This window comes from Aeromicrobium senzhongii, assembly GCF_014334735.1.
GTDB classification, from domain to species: domain Bacteria; phylum Actinomycetota; class Actinomycetes; order Propionibacteriales; family Nocardioidaceae; genus Aeromicrobium; species Aeromicrobium senzhongii.
The window spans coordinates 2,480,178-2,497,157 of record NZ_CP060587.1 but is presented as its reverse complement, the minus strand read 5'-3'; the positions used below and the strand labels follow the sequence as shown (position 1 = coordinate 2,497,157).

11 protein-coding genes are annotated in these 16,980 nt (G+C 71.9%); 6 read left to right on the top strand and 5 right to left on the bottom strand.

What is annotated here, in order from left to right; genetic code table 11:
- Positions 1–62: 62 nt before the first annotated feature.
- The 3 genes from H9L21_RS12345 (at position 63) to H9L21_RS12335 (ending at position 10,556) form a co-directional block, all read left to right on the top strand.
- Positions 63–9,050 carry a type I polyketide synthase gene (locus H9L21_RS12345; RefSeq protein WP_187411521.1) on the top strand — a complete coding sequence of 2,996 codons (8,988 nt, stop codon included), beginning with the start codon at positions 63–65 and terminating at the stop codon, positions 9,048–9,050.
- Entirely contained in the window at positions 9,041–9,454 is a 414-nt protein-coding gene (gene acpS, locus H9L21_RS12340; protein WP_187411520.1) for a holo-ACP synthase AcpS, read from the top strand. Before H9L21_RS12345 ends, acpS begins: the two co-directional genes overlap by 10 nt.
- A gap of 136 nt (positions 9,455–9,590) precedes the next feature.
- Positions 9,591–10,556, top strand: a complete 966-nt coding sequence (locus H9L21_RS12335; RefSeq protein WP_154596649.1) for an NAD-dependent epimerase/dehydratase family protein — start codon at positions 9,591–9,593, stop codon at positions 10,554–10,556.
- 15 nt (positions 10,557–10,571) lie between these two features.
- Here the strand turns inward: H9L21_RS12335 and H9L21_RS12330 are convergent, their stop codons facing one another.
- Genes H9L21_RS12330 through fabG form a run of 3 tightly spaced genes read right to left on the bottom strand, consistent with a single transcriptional unit; the run spans position 10,572 to position 13,013 of the window.
- Positions 10,572–11,195 carry a TetR/AcrR family transcriptional regulator gene (locus tag H9L21_RS12330; RefSeq protein WP_255467048.1) on the bottom strand — a complete coding sequence of 208 codons (624 nt, stop codon included), beginning with the start codon at positions 11,193–11,195 and terminating at the stop codon, positions 10,572–10,574.
- A 20-nt stretch (positions 11,196–11,215) separates the two neighbouring features.
- Positions 11,216–12,256 carry a phosphotransferase family protein gene (locus H9L21_RS12325; protein ID WP_187411518.1) on the bottom strand — a complete coding sequence of 347 codons (1,041 nt, stop codon included), beginning with the start codon at positions 12,254–12,256 and terminating at the stop codon, positions 11,216–11,218.
- A gap of 1 nt (position 12,257) precedes the next feature.
- Positions 12,258–13,013: a 3-oxoacyl-ACP reductase FabG gene (gene fabG, locus H9L21_RS12320; protein ID WP_187411517.1), complete on the bottom strand. Its 756-nt coding sequence runs from the start codon at positions 13,011–13,013 to the stop codon at positions 12,258–12,260.
- Between the two features lie 133 nt (positions 13,014–13,146).
- On the opposite strand from fabG, the gene H9L21_RS12315 reads away from it, so the two are divergent.
- From H9L21_RS12315 to H9L21_RS12305, 3 genes are all read left to right on the top strand, one after another.
- Entirely contained in the window at positions 13,147–14,655 is a 1,509-nt protein-coding gene (locus H9L21_RS12315) for an acyl-CoA carboxylase subunit beta (protein WP_154596650.1), read from the top strand.
- Positions 14,652–14,879, top strand: coding sequence for a biotin/lipoyl-binding carrier protein (locus tag H9L21_RS12310; RefSeq protein WP_154596651.1), 228 nt, complete (start codon positions 14,652–14,654; stop codon positions 14,877–14,879). The genes H9L21_RS12315 and H9L21_RS12310 overlap by 4 nt, the downstream gene beginning before the upstream one ends.
- 89 nt (positions 14,880–14,968) lie before the next feature.
- The gene (locus H9L21_RS12305; protein WP_154596652.1) at positions 14,969–15,670 is read left to right on the top strand and encodes an acyl-CoA thioesterase; all 702 of its coding nucleotides are present in this window, start codon (positions 14,969–14,971) and stop codon (positions 15,668–15,670) included.
- On the opposite strand, the gene H9L21_RS12300 is transcribed toward H9L21_RS12305, so the two are convergent.
- Together H9L21_RS12300 and H9L21_RS12295 are read right to left on the bottom strand one after the other, a co-directional pair.
- Positions 15,671–16,075, bottom strand: coding sequence for a globin (locus H9L21_RS12300; protein WP_154596653.1), 405 nt, complete (start codon positions 16,073–16,075; stop codon positions 15,671–15,673).
- Entirely contained in the window at positions 16,072–16,974 is a 903-nt protein-coding gene (locus H9L21_RS12295; RefSeq protein WP_187411516.1) for a mechanosensitive ion channel family protein, read from the bottom strand. Before H9L21_RS12295 ends, H9L21_RS12300 begins: the two co-directional genes overlap by 4 nt.
- Positions 16,975–16,980 lie beyond the last annotated feature (6 nt).

Here is a 16,980-nt window from a genome sequence, read left to right as displayed (position 1 = left end):
ACATGAGGAAACCCTCGGATTAAAGATGAGGAAATCCTCATGTTCATGTGAGGATGGATGGCATGACGACGCTCGACACCTCCGTGTTCCGCACCCCGGCCCCGACCGATCGCCGAACGGACAGCCTCCTCGACGACCTGCGCGCGGGCACCGCCTGGGCCCTGGCCTTCGGTGGACAGGGCGGTGACTGGCTGCAGCCCTTGGCAGACGTGGTGCGCGACTTCGCGCTGGAGGCCGAGGTCGCCGACCTGGTGCGCCGCAGCGACGCGCTGATCGCGCCCGTCGCGGCCGAGGTGGCCCGTGGTGGTGTCGCCTTCGATCCGGTCGCGTGGGTCGACGTGCTGGCCGTCGGCGAGTCCGCCGAGGACGACGACGCACCCGGCCTGCCGGCCGGCATCGAGCTCACCGCCCCCGCGGCATCGGTCCCGGGGATCACGCTGGCGCAGCTCGCCGGCCTGCGTGCGCTGTCGCGGCAGGGCCTCGACATCGTCGCGCACCCGCCGGTCGCCGTCGCCGGACACTCGCAGGGCGTCCTGGCCGCCGAGGTGCTGGCGGGCGTCCCCGAGGTCGAGGTGCTGGCGCTGGCCCGTCTCATCGGTGCCGCCGCACAGCTGGTCGGCCGTCGCCGTGGTCTGCTGGGCCGGACGATGCTGGCCGTCTCGGGAGTCGTCCCCGAGCGGGTCGGCACGATCGTCGAGGGGACCGGCGCGGTCTGCCGCATCCGCAACGGCCGCCGCGCGGTCGTCCTCTCGGGCCCGGAGTCGGCCCTCGAGGCCGCCACCGCGCGACTCGAGGAGGTCGCCGCGCACGAGGCGGACCTCCGCGAGCGGAAGGTCACCGGCGGTGCCCCGTTCAGCCCGGTCCTCGAGCCGGTCGATTCCGTCCTGGCGTTCCATCACCCCGACCTCGCCGCCGCGGCCGATCTCGTGGCCGAGTGGGCCGCGCGGATCGGCATCGACCCCGAGCACGCGCGCCGGATCACCGAGCGGGCCATCATCGATCCCGTCGACTGGGTGCAGGAGATCACGACCGCGCTCGACGCCGGTGCCACCTGGATCATCGACCTCGGCCCGGCCGACCTCGCCTCGCGCCTCTCGGCGGCCGAGGTCCGCTCCCGTGGTGTCGGCCTGGTCGCCGCGACCACCCGCCGCGGCCATCGCGAGCTGACCATCAGCGGCGCGCGTCCGGTGCTCCCGGTGGCATGGTCGGCCCACGCGCCGCGCCTGGCGACCCTGCCGGACGGGTCGACGGTCGTCGAGACCGCCTTCACGCGGGCCACGGGCAAATCCCCGATCCTGCTCGCGGGGATGACGCCGACCACCGTCGACGCCCCGATCGTCGCCGCGGCCGCCAACGCCGGCTTCTGGGCCGAGCTGGCCGGCGGGGGACAGGTCACCGAGGAGATCTTCGAGGCCCGCCTGGCCGAGCTCGGCACGCTGCTCGACGAGGGCGCGACCTTCCAGTTCAACTCCCTCTTCCTCGACCCGTACCTGTGGCGACTCCAGCTGGGTCAGAACCGGCTCGTCCAGCGTGCCCGCGCGGCCGGCGCACCGATCGACGCCGTCATCGTCACCGCCGGCATCCCCGAGCTGGAGGAGGCCGTGGCCCTGGTCGACGAGCTGACCGAGGCCGGCATCGAGCACGTCGTCTTCAAGCCGGGCACCGTGCGCCAGATCCGCCAGGTCCTGGCGATCGCCAAGCAGGTCGACCGCACCGTCATCGTGCAGGTCGAGGGTGGGCGCGCCGGGGGACACCACTCGTGGGAGGACCTCGACGACCTCGTCCTGGCGACCTACGGCGAGCTGCGTGCCCAGTCGAACGTCGTGCTGTGCGTCGGCGGTGGCATCGGCACCGCCGACGGCGCCGCGGCATGGCTGACCGGTACGTGGGCCCACCGGCACGGCTTCCCCGACATGCCCGTCGACGGCATCCTCGTCGGCACGGCGGCGATGGCGACGCTCGAGGCCACGACGGCTCCCGAGGTCAAGCAGCTGCTCGTCGAGACCCGGGGCACGGGTGCGTGGGTCGGCGCGGGCACCGCGAAGAACGGCATGGCCTCGGGCCGCAGCCAACTCGGTGCGGACATCCACGAGATCGACAACACCGCCTCGCGCACGGGCCGCCTGCTCGACGAGGTGGCCGGCGACGCCGAGGCCGTGGCCGCGCGCCGCGACGAGATCATCGAGGCGCTCGACCGCACCGCGAAGCCGTACTTCGGTGACGTCGCGACCATGACCTACGCGCAGTGGCTGCGTCGCTTCGTCGAGCTCTCCGGCACCGCCGTCGACGGCTCGCCCGAGTGGCTCGACGTCTCCCTGAGGGACCGCTTCCACGCCCTGCTCCAGCGGGCCGAGGCCCGCCTCGCGGAGCAGGATCGCGGCGACGTCGCGACCCTGTTCCCGACCGCTGCCGAGGTCGAGGACGGCCTCGCCGCGATAGAGCGACTGCTGGCCGCGCACCCCGACGCCGCCACCGTGACCCTGCACCCGGCCGACGAGGCGTTCTTCGTCGAGGTCTGCCGTCGCGCCGGCAAGCCGGTCAACTTCGTGCCCGTCGTGGACGCCGACGTGCGCCGCTGGTGGCGCTCCGACTCGCTGTGGCAGGCGCACGACCCGCGGTACTCCGCCGACGAGGTCTGCATCATCCCCGGCACCGCCAGCGTCGCGGGCATCACGCGTGTCGACGAGCCCGTGGCCGATCTGCTGCAGCGTTTCGAGGACGCCGCCATCGACGCCCTGCTCGCCTCGGGTCGCGCGCCGCAGCGTGTGCCCGGCCGGCGTCGTGAGGACGAGTCCGCCCTCGCCGGCGCGCTCGCGCTCCTGCTCGCCGCGCCCGACGTGAGCTGGGCCGGCCGCACGGTCCGCAACCCGGTCCACCGCCTCGGCGCCGACTGGGTGCTGACCTCCGCGACCACCGCGGAGCAGGCGGTCACGGGTGCGCGTCTCGCCGTGGCGGGGGAGTCGTCCGTCGACCTCGTCGTGCCGCTGGGCGGCGCCCGCGAGCTGACCCTGCGCCTCGACCTCCCCGCGACGACGGCGAAGGGCCACGCGCCCGTCGTCTCGACCGAGGGGGCCGTCGCCGCCATGTCGCAGATCGTGCGCGGCGCCGTCGCCGGCGAGCTGCCCGAGGTCCGCGACGGCGTCGCGCGACTCGACGCGCCCTGGGACCCGGACCTCGCCGCGGACCACGCCGCGGTCAGCGCCGGCCCGCTCGTGCTCGGCCGCCATCGCGTCCCTGACGTGCTGGTCGGCCTGGCCTGGCCCGCGGTCTTCGCCGTGATCGGCGAGGCGCGCACGGCCGAGGGCCTGCCCGTCGTCGAGGGGATGCTCGACCTGGTCCACCTCGACCACGCCATCACCGCCGGCCGGCTGCCGGCCGACAGCACGACGCTCCGGATCAGCGCCCGGCTGACCTCGGTCGAGGAGTCCGCCTACGGCCGCGTCGTCACCGTGGACGTCACCGTCGGCGACGTCGCCACGATGCGCGAGCGCTTCGCGATCCGCGGCCGTGCGGGCAGCGCCCCGCTGGCCGACCCGGCGCGCGCCGGGGGAGTCCTGGCGGACGTCGAGGTCAAGGACACGCCGCGCCGCTCGCGCGTCCGCACCACGGTCTCGGCGCCGACGGACCTGCGACCGTTCGCCGCGGTCACCGGCGACCACAACCCGATCCACACCAGCACGGCCGCCGCGCGGCTGGCCGGCCTCGGCGGGCCCATCGTCCACGGCATGTGGACGTCCGCCGCGGCCCAGCACGCCGTGACCTCCGAGACCGGACGTCGCATCGCCGGCTGGACGACCCGCTTCATGGCCCCGGTCCGTCCGGGTGCCGAGGTCGAGATCCGTGCCGACCGCGTGGGACTCACGCAGGGTCGCGAGGTCCTCGACGTCACGGTCCGCGCCGACGGCGAGATCGTCATGGCCGCGTCGGCCCTGACCGACGCGCCCCGGACCGCCTACGCGTTCCCCGGCCAGGGCATCCAGAGCCCGGGGATGGGCATGGCCGGCTACCAGCGCTGCCCCGCCGCCCGCGAGGTGTGGGACCGCGCCGACCGCCACACTCGTCAGGCGCTCGGCTTCTCGATCCTGACCGTCGTGCGCGACAACCCGACCGAGCTGACCGTCCGCGGCGTCACGCACCACCACCCGGAGGGCGTGCTGTACCTGACCCAGTTCACGCAGGTCGCGATGGCGGTCCTCGGTGCCGCCCAGATGGCCGAGCTGCGCGAGGGTGGCGCGTTCGTCGACGGCGCGATCCTGGCCGGTCACTCCGTGGGCGAGTACAACGCGCTCGCCGCGGTCTCGGGCGTCATCAGCCTCGAGGCCGTCGTCGAGGTCGTGTTCCAGCGCGGCTCGGTCATGCACACGCTCGTGCCCCGCGACGAGAAGGGCCGCAGCGACTACCGCCTCGCGGCCATCCGGCCCTCGCAGATCGGCCTGGCCGACGACGAGGTGAAGGACTACGTCGAGGGCCTCGGCGAGGCGGCCGGCGAGTTCCTGCAGATCGTCAACTACAACCTGCGCGGCTCGCAGTACGCGATCGCCGGCACGGTCCGCGGGCTCGAGGTCCTCGAGAAGGACGTCGCCGCGCGCCGTGAGCGGTTCGGCGGCAAGGCGGCCTTCATCCTGGTGCCGGGCATCGACGTGCCGTTCCACAGCCGCGTGCTGCACGGCGGCGTGCCGGACTTCCGGCACAAGCTGCAGGAGCTGCTGCCGCCCGCGATCGACCCGTCGATCCTCGAGGGCCGCTACGTCCCGAACCTCGTGCCGCGGCCCTTCAGCCTCGACGAGGACTTCATCCGCGAGGTCGAGGAGTACGTCGGCACCACCGTCCGCCGCTCGGAGGACCCGGGTGTGCTGTGCCGCGACCTGCTCATCGAGCTGCTGGCCTGGCAGTTCGCCAGCCCGGTGCGCTGGATCGAGACCCAGGACCTCATGTTCACCCCCGTCGAGGACGGTGGACTGGGTGTCGAGCGCTTCGTCGAGGTCGGTGTCGGCTCGGCGCCCACCGTCGCGAACCTGGCGGCCGGCACGCTGAAGCTGCCCGGCTACCCGAGCGTCGAGGTGCTCAACGTCGAGCGTGACGCCGCCGCCGTCTACGGCACGGACGAGGACCCGGCCCCGGTCGAGGACGAGGCCCCCGAGACGACCGTCGAGGACGGCGCGCCGCAACCGGCCGCCGCCCCCGTGGCCGCTCCGGCCGGCGGTCCCGCCACGCAGACCGCCGCCGACCTGCCGTTCACCGCGGCGGACGCCACGCGCGTCCTGGTCGCCTGGTGGACGAAGCTGCGCCTGGACCAGCTCGGTGCGGCCGACTCGATCGAGTCGCTCACCGACGGTGCGTCGAGTCGGCGCAACCAGCTGCTGATCGATCTGGGTGGCGAGCTCTCGCTGGGCGCGATCGACGGGGCGGCCGAGGCCGACCTGGTGACGCTCGGTGGTCAGGTCGACGCCCTGGCGCGCACGTACAAGCCGTTCGGCCCTGTCCTGGGTGAGGCGTTCTCGGACCACCTCAAGAAGGTGCTCGGCCCGACCGGCCGCAAGCAGTCGTCGGTCGCCGACCGGGTCACGGGTGCGTGGCAGCTGGGCTCGGGCTGGGCGTCGCACGTCCTGGCAGAGCTGGCGATGGTGACCCGTGAGGGTCAGAGCGTCCGCGGCGGCGCGTTCGGTGAGGCGTCCATCGCCTCGGCCGGCGACGTCGATGCCGCGATCGACGCGGCGGTGCAGTCCGTGGCTGCCCGCCACGGAGTGAGTGTTCAGATGCCGTCGGCCGGTGGTGGCGAGGGAGCCACGATCGACGCGGAGGCGTTGGGCGAGTTCTCGGCGGCCATCACGGGCCGCGACGGCGTGCTGGCCTCGGCGGCGCGACTCGTCCTCGAGCACCTCGACCTCGTCGACGTGCCCGAGACGGTCGAGCCCGACGAGCAGGCGGCCACGGTCGTCGAGCGCGTCGAGGCCGAGCTCGGCTCGGACTGGATCAAGGCGACGGCCGGGGTGTTCGACGCGGAGCACGCGGTCGTCCTGGACGACCGTTGGGCCTCGGCGCGCGAGGACCTCGCGCGACTGGCCCACGGCGACCAGGTCGACGGCTCCTTCGTGGGGACCGGCGAGGTCGTCGCGAAGCAGGCCGAGCACTGGCTCGCGCGAACCGGTGACGAGCGGTTCGCCCGCATCGCGGCCGAGGCGCGCGACACGACCCCCGGTCTCTTCGCCGGAGAGGTCGCCGTCGTGACCGGTGCGGCCGACGGTTCGATCGCCGGCTCCGTCGTGGGCGAGCTGCTCGCGGGCGGTGCCACGGTCGTGGCCACCACATCCTCGCTGGCGCCGCGGAAGCTGGCGTTCTTCAAGGACCTCTACCGCCGCAACGCCCGCGCCGGGGCGGTCCTGTGGGTCGTCCCGGCCAACCTGGCCTCCTTCGCGGACGTCGACGCCTTGGTGGAGTGGATCGGGACCGAGCAGTCCCGCACCGCCGCCGGTGTCACCACGGTCTCGAAGCCGGCACTGACCCCGACCCTGCTCGTGCCGTTCGCGGCCGGCCGGGTCATGGGTGATGCGACCGAGGCCGGTCCGCGGGCCGAGCTCGAGATGCGCATCCTGCTGTGGTCGGTCGAGCGGCTGGTCGGCGCCCTGTCGTCGTCGGTCACCGACCGCGACCTCGACGCCCGTCTGCACGTGCTGCTGCCGGGCTCGCCCAACCGCGGGATGTTCGGCGGTGACGGCGCCTACGGTGAGGCGAAGGCCGCACTCGACGCGCTGGTCACCAAGTGGGGCTCGGAGAAGCGCTGGGCCGACAAGGTCACGCTGGCCCACGCCATCATCGGCTGGGTCCGCGGCACGGGCCTCATGGGCGGCAACGATCCGCTGGTCGAGGCCGTCGAGGCCGCCGGCGTGCGCACCTGGTCGCCCGACGAGATGGCCGTCGCGCTGCTCGAGGCGTGCACCCCGCAGGCTCGCCGTCAGGCGACCGAGGGACCGCTGACGCTCGACCTCACCGGAGGCCTCGGCGACGCCGACCTGGACCTGCGGGCGCTGGCCGAGGAGGCGGCGCGTGAGCGCGGCGAGCAGGGAACCGACGTCTCCTCCGACACCGCGACCATCCCGGCGCTGCCCGCGCCGCCGTCGCGCCTGGACCGCGTCCAGACACCCGACTGGGCCGAGGTCACGGCCCGTCCGGAGGACCTCGTGGTCATCGTCGGTGCCGGCGAGCTGGGCCCGTACGGCTCGGCGCGCACGCGCTTCGAGATGGAGGTCGAGGACCGTCTCTCGGCCGCCGGCGTCCTCGAGCTGGCGTGGTCCACGGGCCTGCTCAGCTGGGACGCCACGAACCGCGGCTGGTTCGACACCGCCTCCGGCGAGGTCGTCGAGGAGCACGAGATCGCGGATCGCTACGAGGACGCCGTCCGTGAGCGGATCGGCGTGCGCCGCTACGCCGACGACGGCGAGATGGTCGACAACAGCGCTCCGCTGCTGGCGTCGGTCTACCTCGACCAGGACCTGACGTTCACGGTCTCCGGGGAGGCCGAGGCCCAGGCCATGCGTGACGCCGATCCGCAGCACACCGTGATCGCGCAGGACGCCGAGGGCGAGTGGACGGTGACCCGCAAGGCGGGCACGCAGGTCCGCGTGCCGCGCCGGATGAAGCTGACCCGCACGGTCGGCGGCCAGATCCCGACGGGCTTCGACCCGACGGTCTGGGGCATCCCGGCCGAGATGGTCGAGGCCGTCGACCGCGTGGCGCTGTGGAACCTGGTCTGCACGGTGGATGCGTTCCTGTCGTCGGGCTTCACCCCGGCCGAGCTGATGCGCTGGACCCACCCGACCCTCGTGGCCAACACGCAGGGCACCGGCATGGGCGGCATGTCGTCGATGCACTCGCTGTACATCGACACCCTGCTGGGCGAGGCCAAGCCGAACGACATCCTGCAGGAGGCGCTGCCCAACGTCATCGCCGCGCACGTCGTGCAGTCCTACGTCGGCAGCTACGGCGCGATGGTCCACCCCGTCGCGGCGTGCGCCACCACGGCCGTGTCGGTCGAGGAGGGCGTGGACAAGATCCGCCTCCACAAGGCCGAGTTCGTCGTGGCCGGTGGCTTCGACGACCTCTCGGTCGAGGGGATCGTCGGCTTCGGTGACATGTCGGCCACGGCGGAGTCCGCGGCCATGGCGGCCAAGGGGATCGAGGACCGGTACTTCAGCCGGGCCAACGACCGGCGCTACGGCGGCTTCGTCGAGTCGCAGGGCGGCGGCACGATCCTGCTGGCGCGCGGCGACCTGGCCGCGCGGATGGGCCTGCCGGTCCTGGGTGTCGTGGCCTACGCCGCGTCGTTCGCCGACGGTGTCCACACGTCCATCCCCGCTCCGGGCCTCGGTGCCCTGGCGGCGGGTCGTGGCGGCCGCGAGTCGCAGCTGGCCCGCTCGCTCTCGGCACTGGGAGTGGGCGCCGACGACATCGGCGTGCTGTCCAAGCACGACACGTCGACGGGCGTCAACGAGCGCAACGAGTCCGAGCTGCACGAGCGGCTGGCCGCGGCGCTGGGCCGCAGTGACGGCAACCCGCTGTTCGTCATGAGCCAGAAGGCGCTGACCGGTCACGCGAAGGGCGGCGCCGCCGCGTTCCAGCTGATCGGGCTGTGCCAGGTGCTCGAAGGTGGCGTGGTGCCGCCGAACCGCAGCCTGGACTGCGTCATGGACGACCTGGCCGAGCACGAGCACCTGGTCTGGCTGCGCGAGCCGCTGGCGACGGGCCCGCTCAAGGCCGGTCTGCTGACCAGCCTGGGCTTCGGTCACGTCGCCGGACTGATCGCCGTGGTCCACCCGCAGGCGTTCGTGGAGTCGCTGCCGGCTGACGAGCGTGAGCGCTACCTCGAGGCGGCCGAGCGTCGCCGGATCGAGGGCCGGATGCGCCTCGTCGACGCGATGTACGGCGGGGACGCGCTGTACCGGCGTCCGGCGGGCCGTCGCCTGGGTGAGACGGGCGTGCGCGAGCGCGAGGCCGCGCTGCTGCTCGACGACAGCGCCCGACTCGGAGACGACGGGGTGTACGCGTGCCGGTGATCGGCACGGGGATCGACCTCGTGGACGTGTCCGGATTCGCCGAGGAGTTGCGGCGACCGGGCACCCGCGCCGGCAGTGCCTTCACCGCTGCCGAGCGCCGCGACGCCCGGAGCTCGCCTTCGGGGCCCGGGCGTCGCACCCCCGAGCTCGAGATGGCGTCACTGGCCGCCCGCTGGGCGGCGAAGGAGGCGTTCATCAAGGCCTGGTCGGAGTCGCTGTGGGGCGAACCGCCGGTGATGGACGAGCACGTGCACGCGTCGATCGAGATCATCCGCGACGCCTGGGGTCGCCCGCGGGTGCGTCTGCTGGGCGAGGTCGCCAAGCGCCTGCCGGACGTCGCCATCCACGTGAGCCTCAGCCACGACGGCGCCTACGCCACCGCGATGGTGACCCTGTCCCGCTGACCCGAGATTTGCTCCCATTTCCACCTTTCACGACCTCTGAGAGGTCGAAAGGGGAGCAAATCTCGGGAGGGGGAGGGGATTGTGCCGTCGGCGAACAGCCCTTCCCACGCCGCAGTGGCGGGGGTTGGCTGGGGCGATGGAGCTCCTCGTGCTGGGCGGTACCGCCTTCCTCGGTCGTGAGATCGCCCTGACGGCGGTGGCGCGCGGACACCGGGTGACCTGCGGGGCCCGCGGCTCGGCCGAGCCGCCCCCGGGAGTCGACTTCGTGCGGGTCGATCGCGACGACGAGGACGGCCTCGCGCCGCTCGCCGGTCACGGCTGGGGAGGCGTGATCGACGTCGCGCGCCAACCCGGTCACGTGCGACGTGCCGTGCGCGACCTGACCGCCGCCCACTGGACCCTCGTCTCCAGCGGCAACGCCTACGCCGACTTCTCCTCGCTCGAGCAGACGGAGGACGCCGCGACCCTCGCGCCGCTGGTCGCCGACGCGATGGCCTCCGACGACGACTACGGTCCCGCGAAGGTCGCGTGCGAGGAGGCGGTGCGCGCCGCCGGGCCGGCCGCGGTGGTGCGGTCAGGCCTCATCGGCGGCGCCGGGGACTGGTCGGGTCGCACCGGCTACTGGCCGTGGCGATTCGCCCACCCGGTGGGCCCGGAGGTCGTCGTGCCCGACGACCTCGACTTCCCGTGCGCGATGATCGACGTCCGCGACCTGGCTGCCTGGATCGTCAGCCTGGCCGAGCGGCAGGTGGAGGGCGTGTTCAACGCCACGGGGACGACCACCGACCTGCGATCGGTGCTCGACGCGGCAGCCCGGGTGGCCGGCTCCTCGGCGCGCCCGAGGTCCGTCCCGGTGGAGCGGCTGCGCGAACTGGGGATCGACCACTGGATGGGCCCGCAGTCACTGCCGCTGTGGATCGACGACGCGGACTGGCGCGGCTTCGCCACGATGGACACGCGCCGCGCTCGGGCCGAGGGGCTCGTGACCCGTCCGCTCGAGGAGACCCTGGCCGACGTGCTCGCCTGGGAGGAGGCCCGCACCGAACCTCGCCCGTGTGGCCTCACCGACGAGGAGGAGCGCCGCGTCCTGACCGCCCTCTGAACGAGAGGGGAGGGCTCAGGTGGCGCCGGCCTCGGCGGCCAGCAGGTAGGAGGCGAGCAGCCGCTTGAGCTCGATGATGGCCTCGTGGTGCTCCTGCAGGTCACGGACCGAGAAGTTCAGCATCGAGTAGGACATGTGCACGAGGACCTCGGCCATGATCTTGCGGCGGTCGCGCGGCGTGCCCGGCGTCAAGGGCGCCAGGACGTGCGCAACGCGGGCCGCGAGCTCGCGCTCGGTGATCTCGGCGGTCGCGCGGGTGACCGGGGTGGACTGCACGGCGTACCAGACGGCGCTGCGGGACGGATCGTTGATCCACAGCTGCGCCATGTGGTCGACGAGGCGGTCGAGCAGGACGAGCCAGTCCAGCGTGGGCAGCTCGCCGGCCAGCTTGTCCAGCTCGGACTGGATCGCCACGGCGTTCTGTCGATCCAGCTCGCACACGATCACGTACTTGTTCGCGAAGAACTGGTACAGGGTGCCGATCGGGAGGCCGGCGCGATGCGCGACCTCCTCGCACGTGAACGACTCGAACCCCGTCTCCAGCAGGAGATCACGCGAGACCTGCAACAGGTGGTCGAACTTGACCTTGCTGCGTTCCTGCGTCGGCCGCTTGCGCGGCTCGAGGATCTGGGTGGTCACGGGGGTCACCCTACCCGTTGCTACTCAGAAGTAGCGTCCAATCCGGCCCGGACGAGCGGGTCGATCATCGCGCCGATGCCGTCGAAGCCCGATCCGACCGTCTGGCCCTGCGAGTGCCGCAGGTAGATGCCCTCGAGGATCACGGCCAGCTTGAAGTACGCCAGACCCAGGTGGAAGCCCAGCTCACTGACGTCGCGGCCCGAGCGCTTGGCGTAGCGCGCGACCGCCTCGTCGGGTGAGAGGTAGCCCGCCGCGAGGGGTGCGTCGGTGACCTGGCCGCTCGACGGGCCGGCGGCCAGTGCGAGGTTCTGGTAGGCGAGCATCACGGCGACGTCCGTCAACGGATCGCCGAGCGTGCTCATCTCCCAGTCCAGGACGGTCGTGATGCGGTCGCCGTCCTCGGTGTCGACCAGGACGTTGTCCAGGCGGTAGTCACCGTGGACGATCGTGCCGTCGCTGGACGACGGGACCGAGCGGGTCAGTCGCTCGGCCAGCTCGTCGATGCCCTCGATCTCCCGCGAGCGCGACGAGTCGAGCTGCTTCTTCCAGCGGGCGACCTGACGCGTCAGGTACCCGTCGGGACGACCGAAGTCGGCCAGGCCGACGGCCTGGTAGTCGACCGCGTGCAGGTCGGCGAGGGTGTCGACCAGTCGCTCGGTGATGTCACGCGTGCGCTCGGCCCCGAGAGCCTCGAGGTCCGACGCGCGCTGGAACGCCGTGCCGGGCATGCGCTCCATGACGTAGAACGACGCGCCGATGACGGAGTCGTCGGTGCACTCGGCGATCATGCGGGGGACCGGGACGGCCGTCCCGGCCAGTGCGGCCATCACCTTGTGCTCGCGGCCCATGTCGTGCGCGGTGGCCAGCACGTGACCCAGCGGGGGACGCCGGACGATCACGTCCCGCTCGCCGTTGGTGACGGCGTACGTCAGGTTCGACTTGCCGCCGGTGATGAGCGTGGCGCTGAGGTCCCCGGGGAGCTCCCCGGGAACCTCAGCGTCCAGCCACGTCCGCAGCGCGAGGAGGTCGAGCCCCTTCACGCTCTCGTCCGAAGAGGTCACGTCAGTCCTTCGGTCCGCCGGCGACGTAGATGATCTGGCCGGAGACGAAGCCGGCCGCCTCGCCGCACAGGAACGCCGCGGTGTTGGCGATGTCCTCGGGCTGCCCGACGCGCTGCACCGGGATCTCCTTGGCGGCGTACTCGATGAAGTCGTCGAACGGCACGCCGATGCGCTCGGCCGTCGCGGCGGTCATGTCGGTCTGGATGAAGCCCGGCGCGATCGCGTTGGCGGTGACGCCGTACTTGCCCAGCTCGATCGCGAGGGTCTTGGTGAAGCCCTGCAGTCCGGCCTTGGCGGCCGAGTAGTTCGCCTGGCCGCGGTTGCCCAGTGCCGACGTGCTCGAGAGGTTCACGATGCGGCCGTACTTGGCCTCGGTCATGTACTTCTGGACGGCCTTGGTCATCAGGAACGAGCCCTTGAGGTGCACGTTCATGACCATGTCCCAGTCGTCCTCGGTCATCTTGAACAGCAGGTTGTCGCGAATGACACCGGCGTTGTTGACCAGCACGGTGGGCGCGCCCAGCTCCTCGGCGACCTTCGTCACGGCGGCCTCGACGGCGGCGGCGTCGGCGACGTTGGCGCCGACCGCGAGGGCCTGGCCACCGGCGGAGGTGATCTCGTCGACGACCTTCTGGCAGGCGGCCTCGTCGAGGTCGAGGACGGCGACCTTGTAGCCGTCGGCGGCGAATCGCTTGGCGATGCCGGCGCCGATGCCACGGGCGGCTCCGGTGATGATGGCGGTACGGGATTCGGACACGTGCGGTCTCCTTGAAGTGTCTAAGCGCTTGCTTAGTTCACCGTAGCGCACGACCCATCGGGTGCGGAAGGTCACATCGGAAACACGCACGGCGAATATGAGGAGTTCCTCATGTTTGCCTTATAGTTGAGGAATGCCTCATGTTTCTCACGACCGGCTGACGACGCAGACGACCGACGCGGGCTCGGCCCCGCGCGCGAGCCTCGAGCAGCGCCGACGCGAACGATTCGCCCGCGTCGAGCCCCGGGGCGCCCGCGTCCACACCGCCCGCGAACGCGCGGAGCTGCTGTTGGACGAGGGCACCTTCGTCGAGCTGGCTCCGCTGAAGTCGGCCCAGCCCGGCGCCGGTAGCGGTGTCGTCACGGGCTGGGGTCTGGTCGACGGTCGTCCAGTGGTCGTCGCCTGCCACGACGCCGCCATCGCCTCGGGCGCGATCGGCGCCGTGATGGCCGCGGCGATCTGCCGCGCCCAGCGGTTCGCCATCGACAGCGGATTCCCCATCGTCTACGTCAACGACTCCGGGGGAGCGCGGGTGCCCGACGGCATCCACGCCCTGCACGGCTGTGGCGAGATCTTCGCCCTCAATGTCGAGGCCCAGGCCCGCATCCCGCAGATCTCGGTGATCCTCGGCCCGTGCGCCGGCGCCGCCGCGTACTCGCCGGCGCTGACCGACTGGACGATCATGGTCAAGGGCCACGGTCACATGTTCCTGACCGGCCCGGACATCGTCCGCGCCGCCACGGGAGAGGACGCGACGGCCGACGAGATCGGCGGCTCCGGGATGCACACCCGCATCAGCGGTGTTGCCCACCTCGAGGTCGAGACCGAGCTCGACGCGCTGCAGTCGGTCCGGCACCTGCTGTCTTACCTGCCCTCGAACGTCGAAGCGCCGCTGCCGGTCGGCGACGCCGTGCCGGTCAACCCGATCTCGGCCGCGGGCCTGCCGACCGTCGTGCCCGAGAAGGCCAGCGTGGTCTTCGACATGCGGAACGTCGTCGACGGCGTGCTCGACAACGGCGCCCGCCTCGAGCTCATGCCCGAGCACGCCGGCAGCGCGCTGACCCTGTTCGGCCGGATCGACGGCCGCCCGGTCGGTGTCGTCGCGAACCAGCCTGCCGTCCGCGGCGGCATCCTCGACTCGAAGACCTCGGTCAAGATCGCCCGCTTCGTCGAGTTCTGCGGCCGGTTCGGGATCCCGATCGTCACGCTCGTCGACGTGCCCGGGTTCCTGCCGGGCACGGTCGAAGAGGGTCGCGGCATCATCACGCACGGCGCGAAGGTGCTGAAGGCCTACGTCGAGGCGAAGCGCTCGATGCGCCTGACCGTCGTGGTGCGCAAGGCCTACGGCGGCGCGTACATCGCGATGGGCTCGACCTCGCTGGGCGCGGACCACGCCTGGGCCTGGTCGAACGCCGAGATCGCGGTGATGGGCCCCGGCGGCGCCGTGGGGCTGTTGCACCGGCGTGCCCTGGCCGCAGCCGAGGACCCGGCTGCGCTGCGGGACGAGCTGGCCGCCGAGTACCGCGAGAACGTCGCGCGTCCCTATGCCGCGGCCGAGGCCGGGATCATCGAGGACGTCATCCACCCCGAGGAGACCCGCGACCGGCTGGTCGCCGCCATGCGCCTGCTGGAGCACCGATGATCAACGCCAAGGCCGAGATCGTCGGCAACGTGTGGAAGATCCTGGCCCGTGAGGGCGACCAGGTCGGACCCGGTGACCCGCTGGTCATCATGGAGACGATGAAGATGGAGATCCCCGTGGTCTCGCCCGTGCACGGGCACGTGGCCGGGATCCTCGTCTCGGAGGGCCAGATCGTCCAGGAGGGCGACGCGGTCGTCGAGATCGACGACACCGTCGGCGCCTGAGGGCGCGTCGGGCGGCTCTATGGGCCCGACAGTCGAGCACAATACAGTGTCCATGTGGTGGGCGGAAGGGCGCGTGGCAGGATGCGCGGGTGACCGAGTTCCGACACGAAATCCCGATGCGCTGGGCCGACCTCGACTCGTTGAACCACGTCAACAACGTCGTCTACCTGCGTTACGCCGAGAACGCCCGCGCCGGCATGAGCGAGATTCCGCCGGGTCCGATCGGTGCGATGCGGATCCAGTTCAAGCGGCCCTTGCTGCTGGGTCGCCAGCCCGTCGTGGTCACGAGCCGGGTCGAGCAGAACCAGATCGTGCAGTCCATCGGGGTGGCCGGCACGGACACCGAGTTCGCCGCCGTCGAGGTCGAGTTCGGCACCCATGCCGCCCCCGAGGCGCTGAACCAGGCCGCCCAGGTCGGGTCGATCGCGGTGCGGCGCACGGACCTCGACGGCTCCGGGCACGTCAGCGAGGCCCAGGTCTTCGAGCTCTTCCAGGAGACGCGTGTCCCGTTCATCGACGGCGTGCTGAGCCGGCTCACGCCCGGGAACTTCGTGGTCGCCAGTGTCGAGGCGAGGTACCACCGTCCGATCGACTGGTGCCCGGCGCTCGAGACCCGCACGCGCGTCGCGCGGGTGGGCAACGGATCCTTCGTGATCGAGGCCCAATTGGGCGCCGACGGTCAGGCGTTCGCCTCGTCCTCGGCGGTGCTGGTGGGCTTCGAGGCGGCGAAGCAGTCGTCGCGCAAGTTCACCGAGGAGGAGCGGCAGTCGCTCCTCGCGGCGATGGGCTGATCAGCCCTTCGCGTTGATCATGAAGTTGGCGGCGTGCTGGGCGTACGCCCAGAACTGCGCGTCCAGCTCGGGCTCCAGTTGTGCGGCGTCCAGGCCGTCGCGGAAGTGCTTGAGCCAGTGGTCGCGCGCCTCCTCGGTGACCGCGTAGTCGGCGTGCCGCATGCGCAGGCGCGGGTGGCCGCGGCGCTGCGAGTAGGTGGTGGGCCCACCCCAGTACTGCTCGAGGAACATCGTCAGGCGCTCGGCCGCGGGGCCCAGGTCCTCCTCGGGGTACATGGGCTTGAGCAGTTCGTCCTGCGCCACGCCTTGGTAGAAGACCTCGACGATCAGGGCGATGGTGGCGTGTCCGCCGATCGCCTCGTAGAACGTCTCCGTGGCCTGCGTGTCGTTCTGCGGTTCGGTCATGCGGTGCCTCCCGAGGGCGGAAAAGTGGTGGAGGGGATGCGGATGCCGGCCGCGTCGAAGCGGCGCAGCACGCGGCTTCGCAGGGCACGGCCTACCTCGCCCTGGTGCAGGGGAGCGGTCTTGGCCACCGTGCGGACGACGACGCCGTCCTTGTCGAACCGCTCGACGCCCCAGACCTCGGGCTCCTCGATCATGAACGAGGACAGGGTCGAGTCGGTGTAGAGGGCGTGGGCCTCCTCGCGCAGGATCTGCTGGACCTGGTCGAGGTCGGAGTCGTAGGCGACGGTCACATCGAGCACGGTGCGCGCCCACTCCTGGCTCTGGTTGCCGACGCGCAGGATCTCGCCGTTGCGCACGTACCAGGCGGTGCCGTTGACGTCGCGCAGCTTGGTGACGCGCAGGCCGACGGACTCGACCATGCCGGAGGCCTCGCCGAGGTCGACGGCGTCACCGACGCCGTACTGGTCCTCGAGGATCATGAAGATGCCCGAGAGGAAGTCCTTGACGAGGGTCTGCGCGCCGAAGCCCAGGGCGACACCGGCGACACCGGCGCCGGTCAGCAGCGGAGCGATCGGCAGGCCGAACACCCCCAGCACCATGACGAAGGCGATGCTCCAGATGGCGCCGGAGGCGATGCTGCGCAGGAGCGACCCCATCGTCTCGGCGCGCTGTCGGCGTCGCTCGGCCGTGCCGTTGCGTAGGTCGGACAGGAACACGCCGGCCTTGGAATTGGCGAGAATCTCGGGCACGGCGCCCTTCGCGGCGCGGCCCGTCAGCCGGTTGATGAAGCGGTGTGCCAGCCAGCGCAGCACCACCGCGATGGCGATGATGAGGACGGCCTTGCCGGGCACATCCAACAACCAGGCGACGACGTCCTCGAGCTTCACTGACCAATCCACGACTCA

Excerpts from the sequence above, each read along its gene's own strand:
- H9L21_RS12345 (WP_187411521.1), top strand. The coding sequence starts at position 63 with ATGACGACGCTCGACACCTCCGTGTTCCGCACCCCGGCCCCGACCGAT.
- H9L21_RS12335 (WP_154596649.1), top strand. The coding sequence starts at position 9,591 with ATGGAGCTCCTCGTGCTGGGCGGTACCGCCTTCCTCGGTCGTGAGATC.
- H9L21_RS12315 (WP_154596650.1), top strand. The coding sequence starts at position 13,147 with ATGCCTCATGTTTCTCACGACCGGCTGACGACGCAGACGACCGACGCG.
- H9L21_RS12310 (WP_154596651.1), top strand. The coding sequence starts at position 14,652 with ATGATCAACGCCAAGGCCGAGATCGTCGGCAACGTGTGGAAGATCCTG.
- H9L21_RS12300 (WP_154596653.1), bottom strand. The coding sequence starts at position 16,075 with ATGACCGAACCGCAGAACGACACGCAGGCCACGGAGACGTTCTACGAG.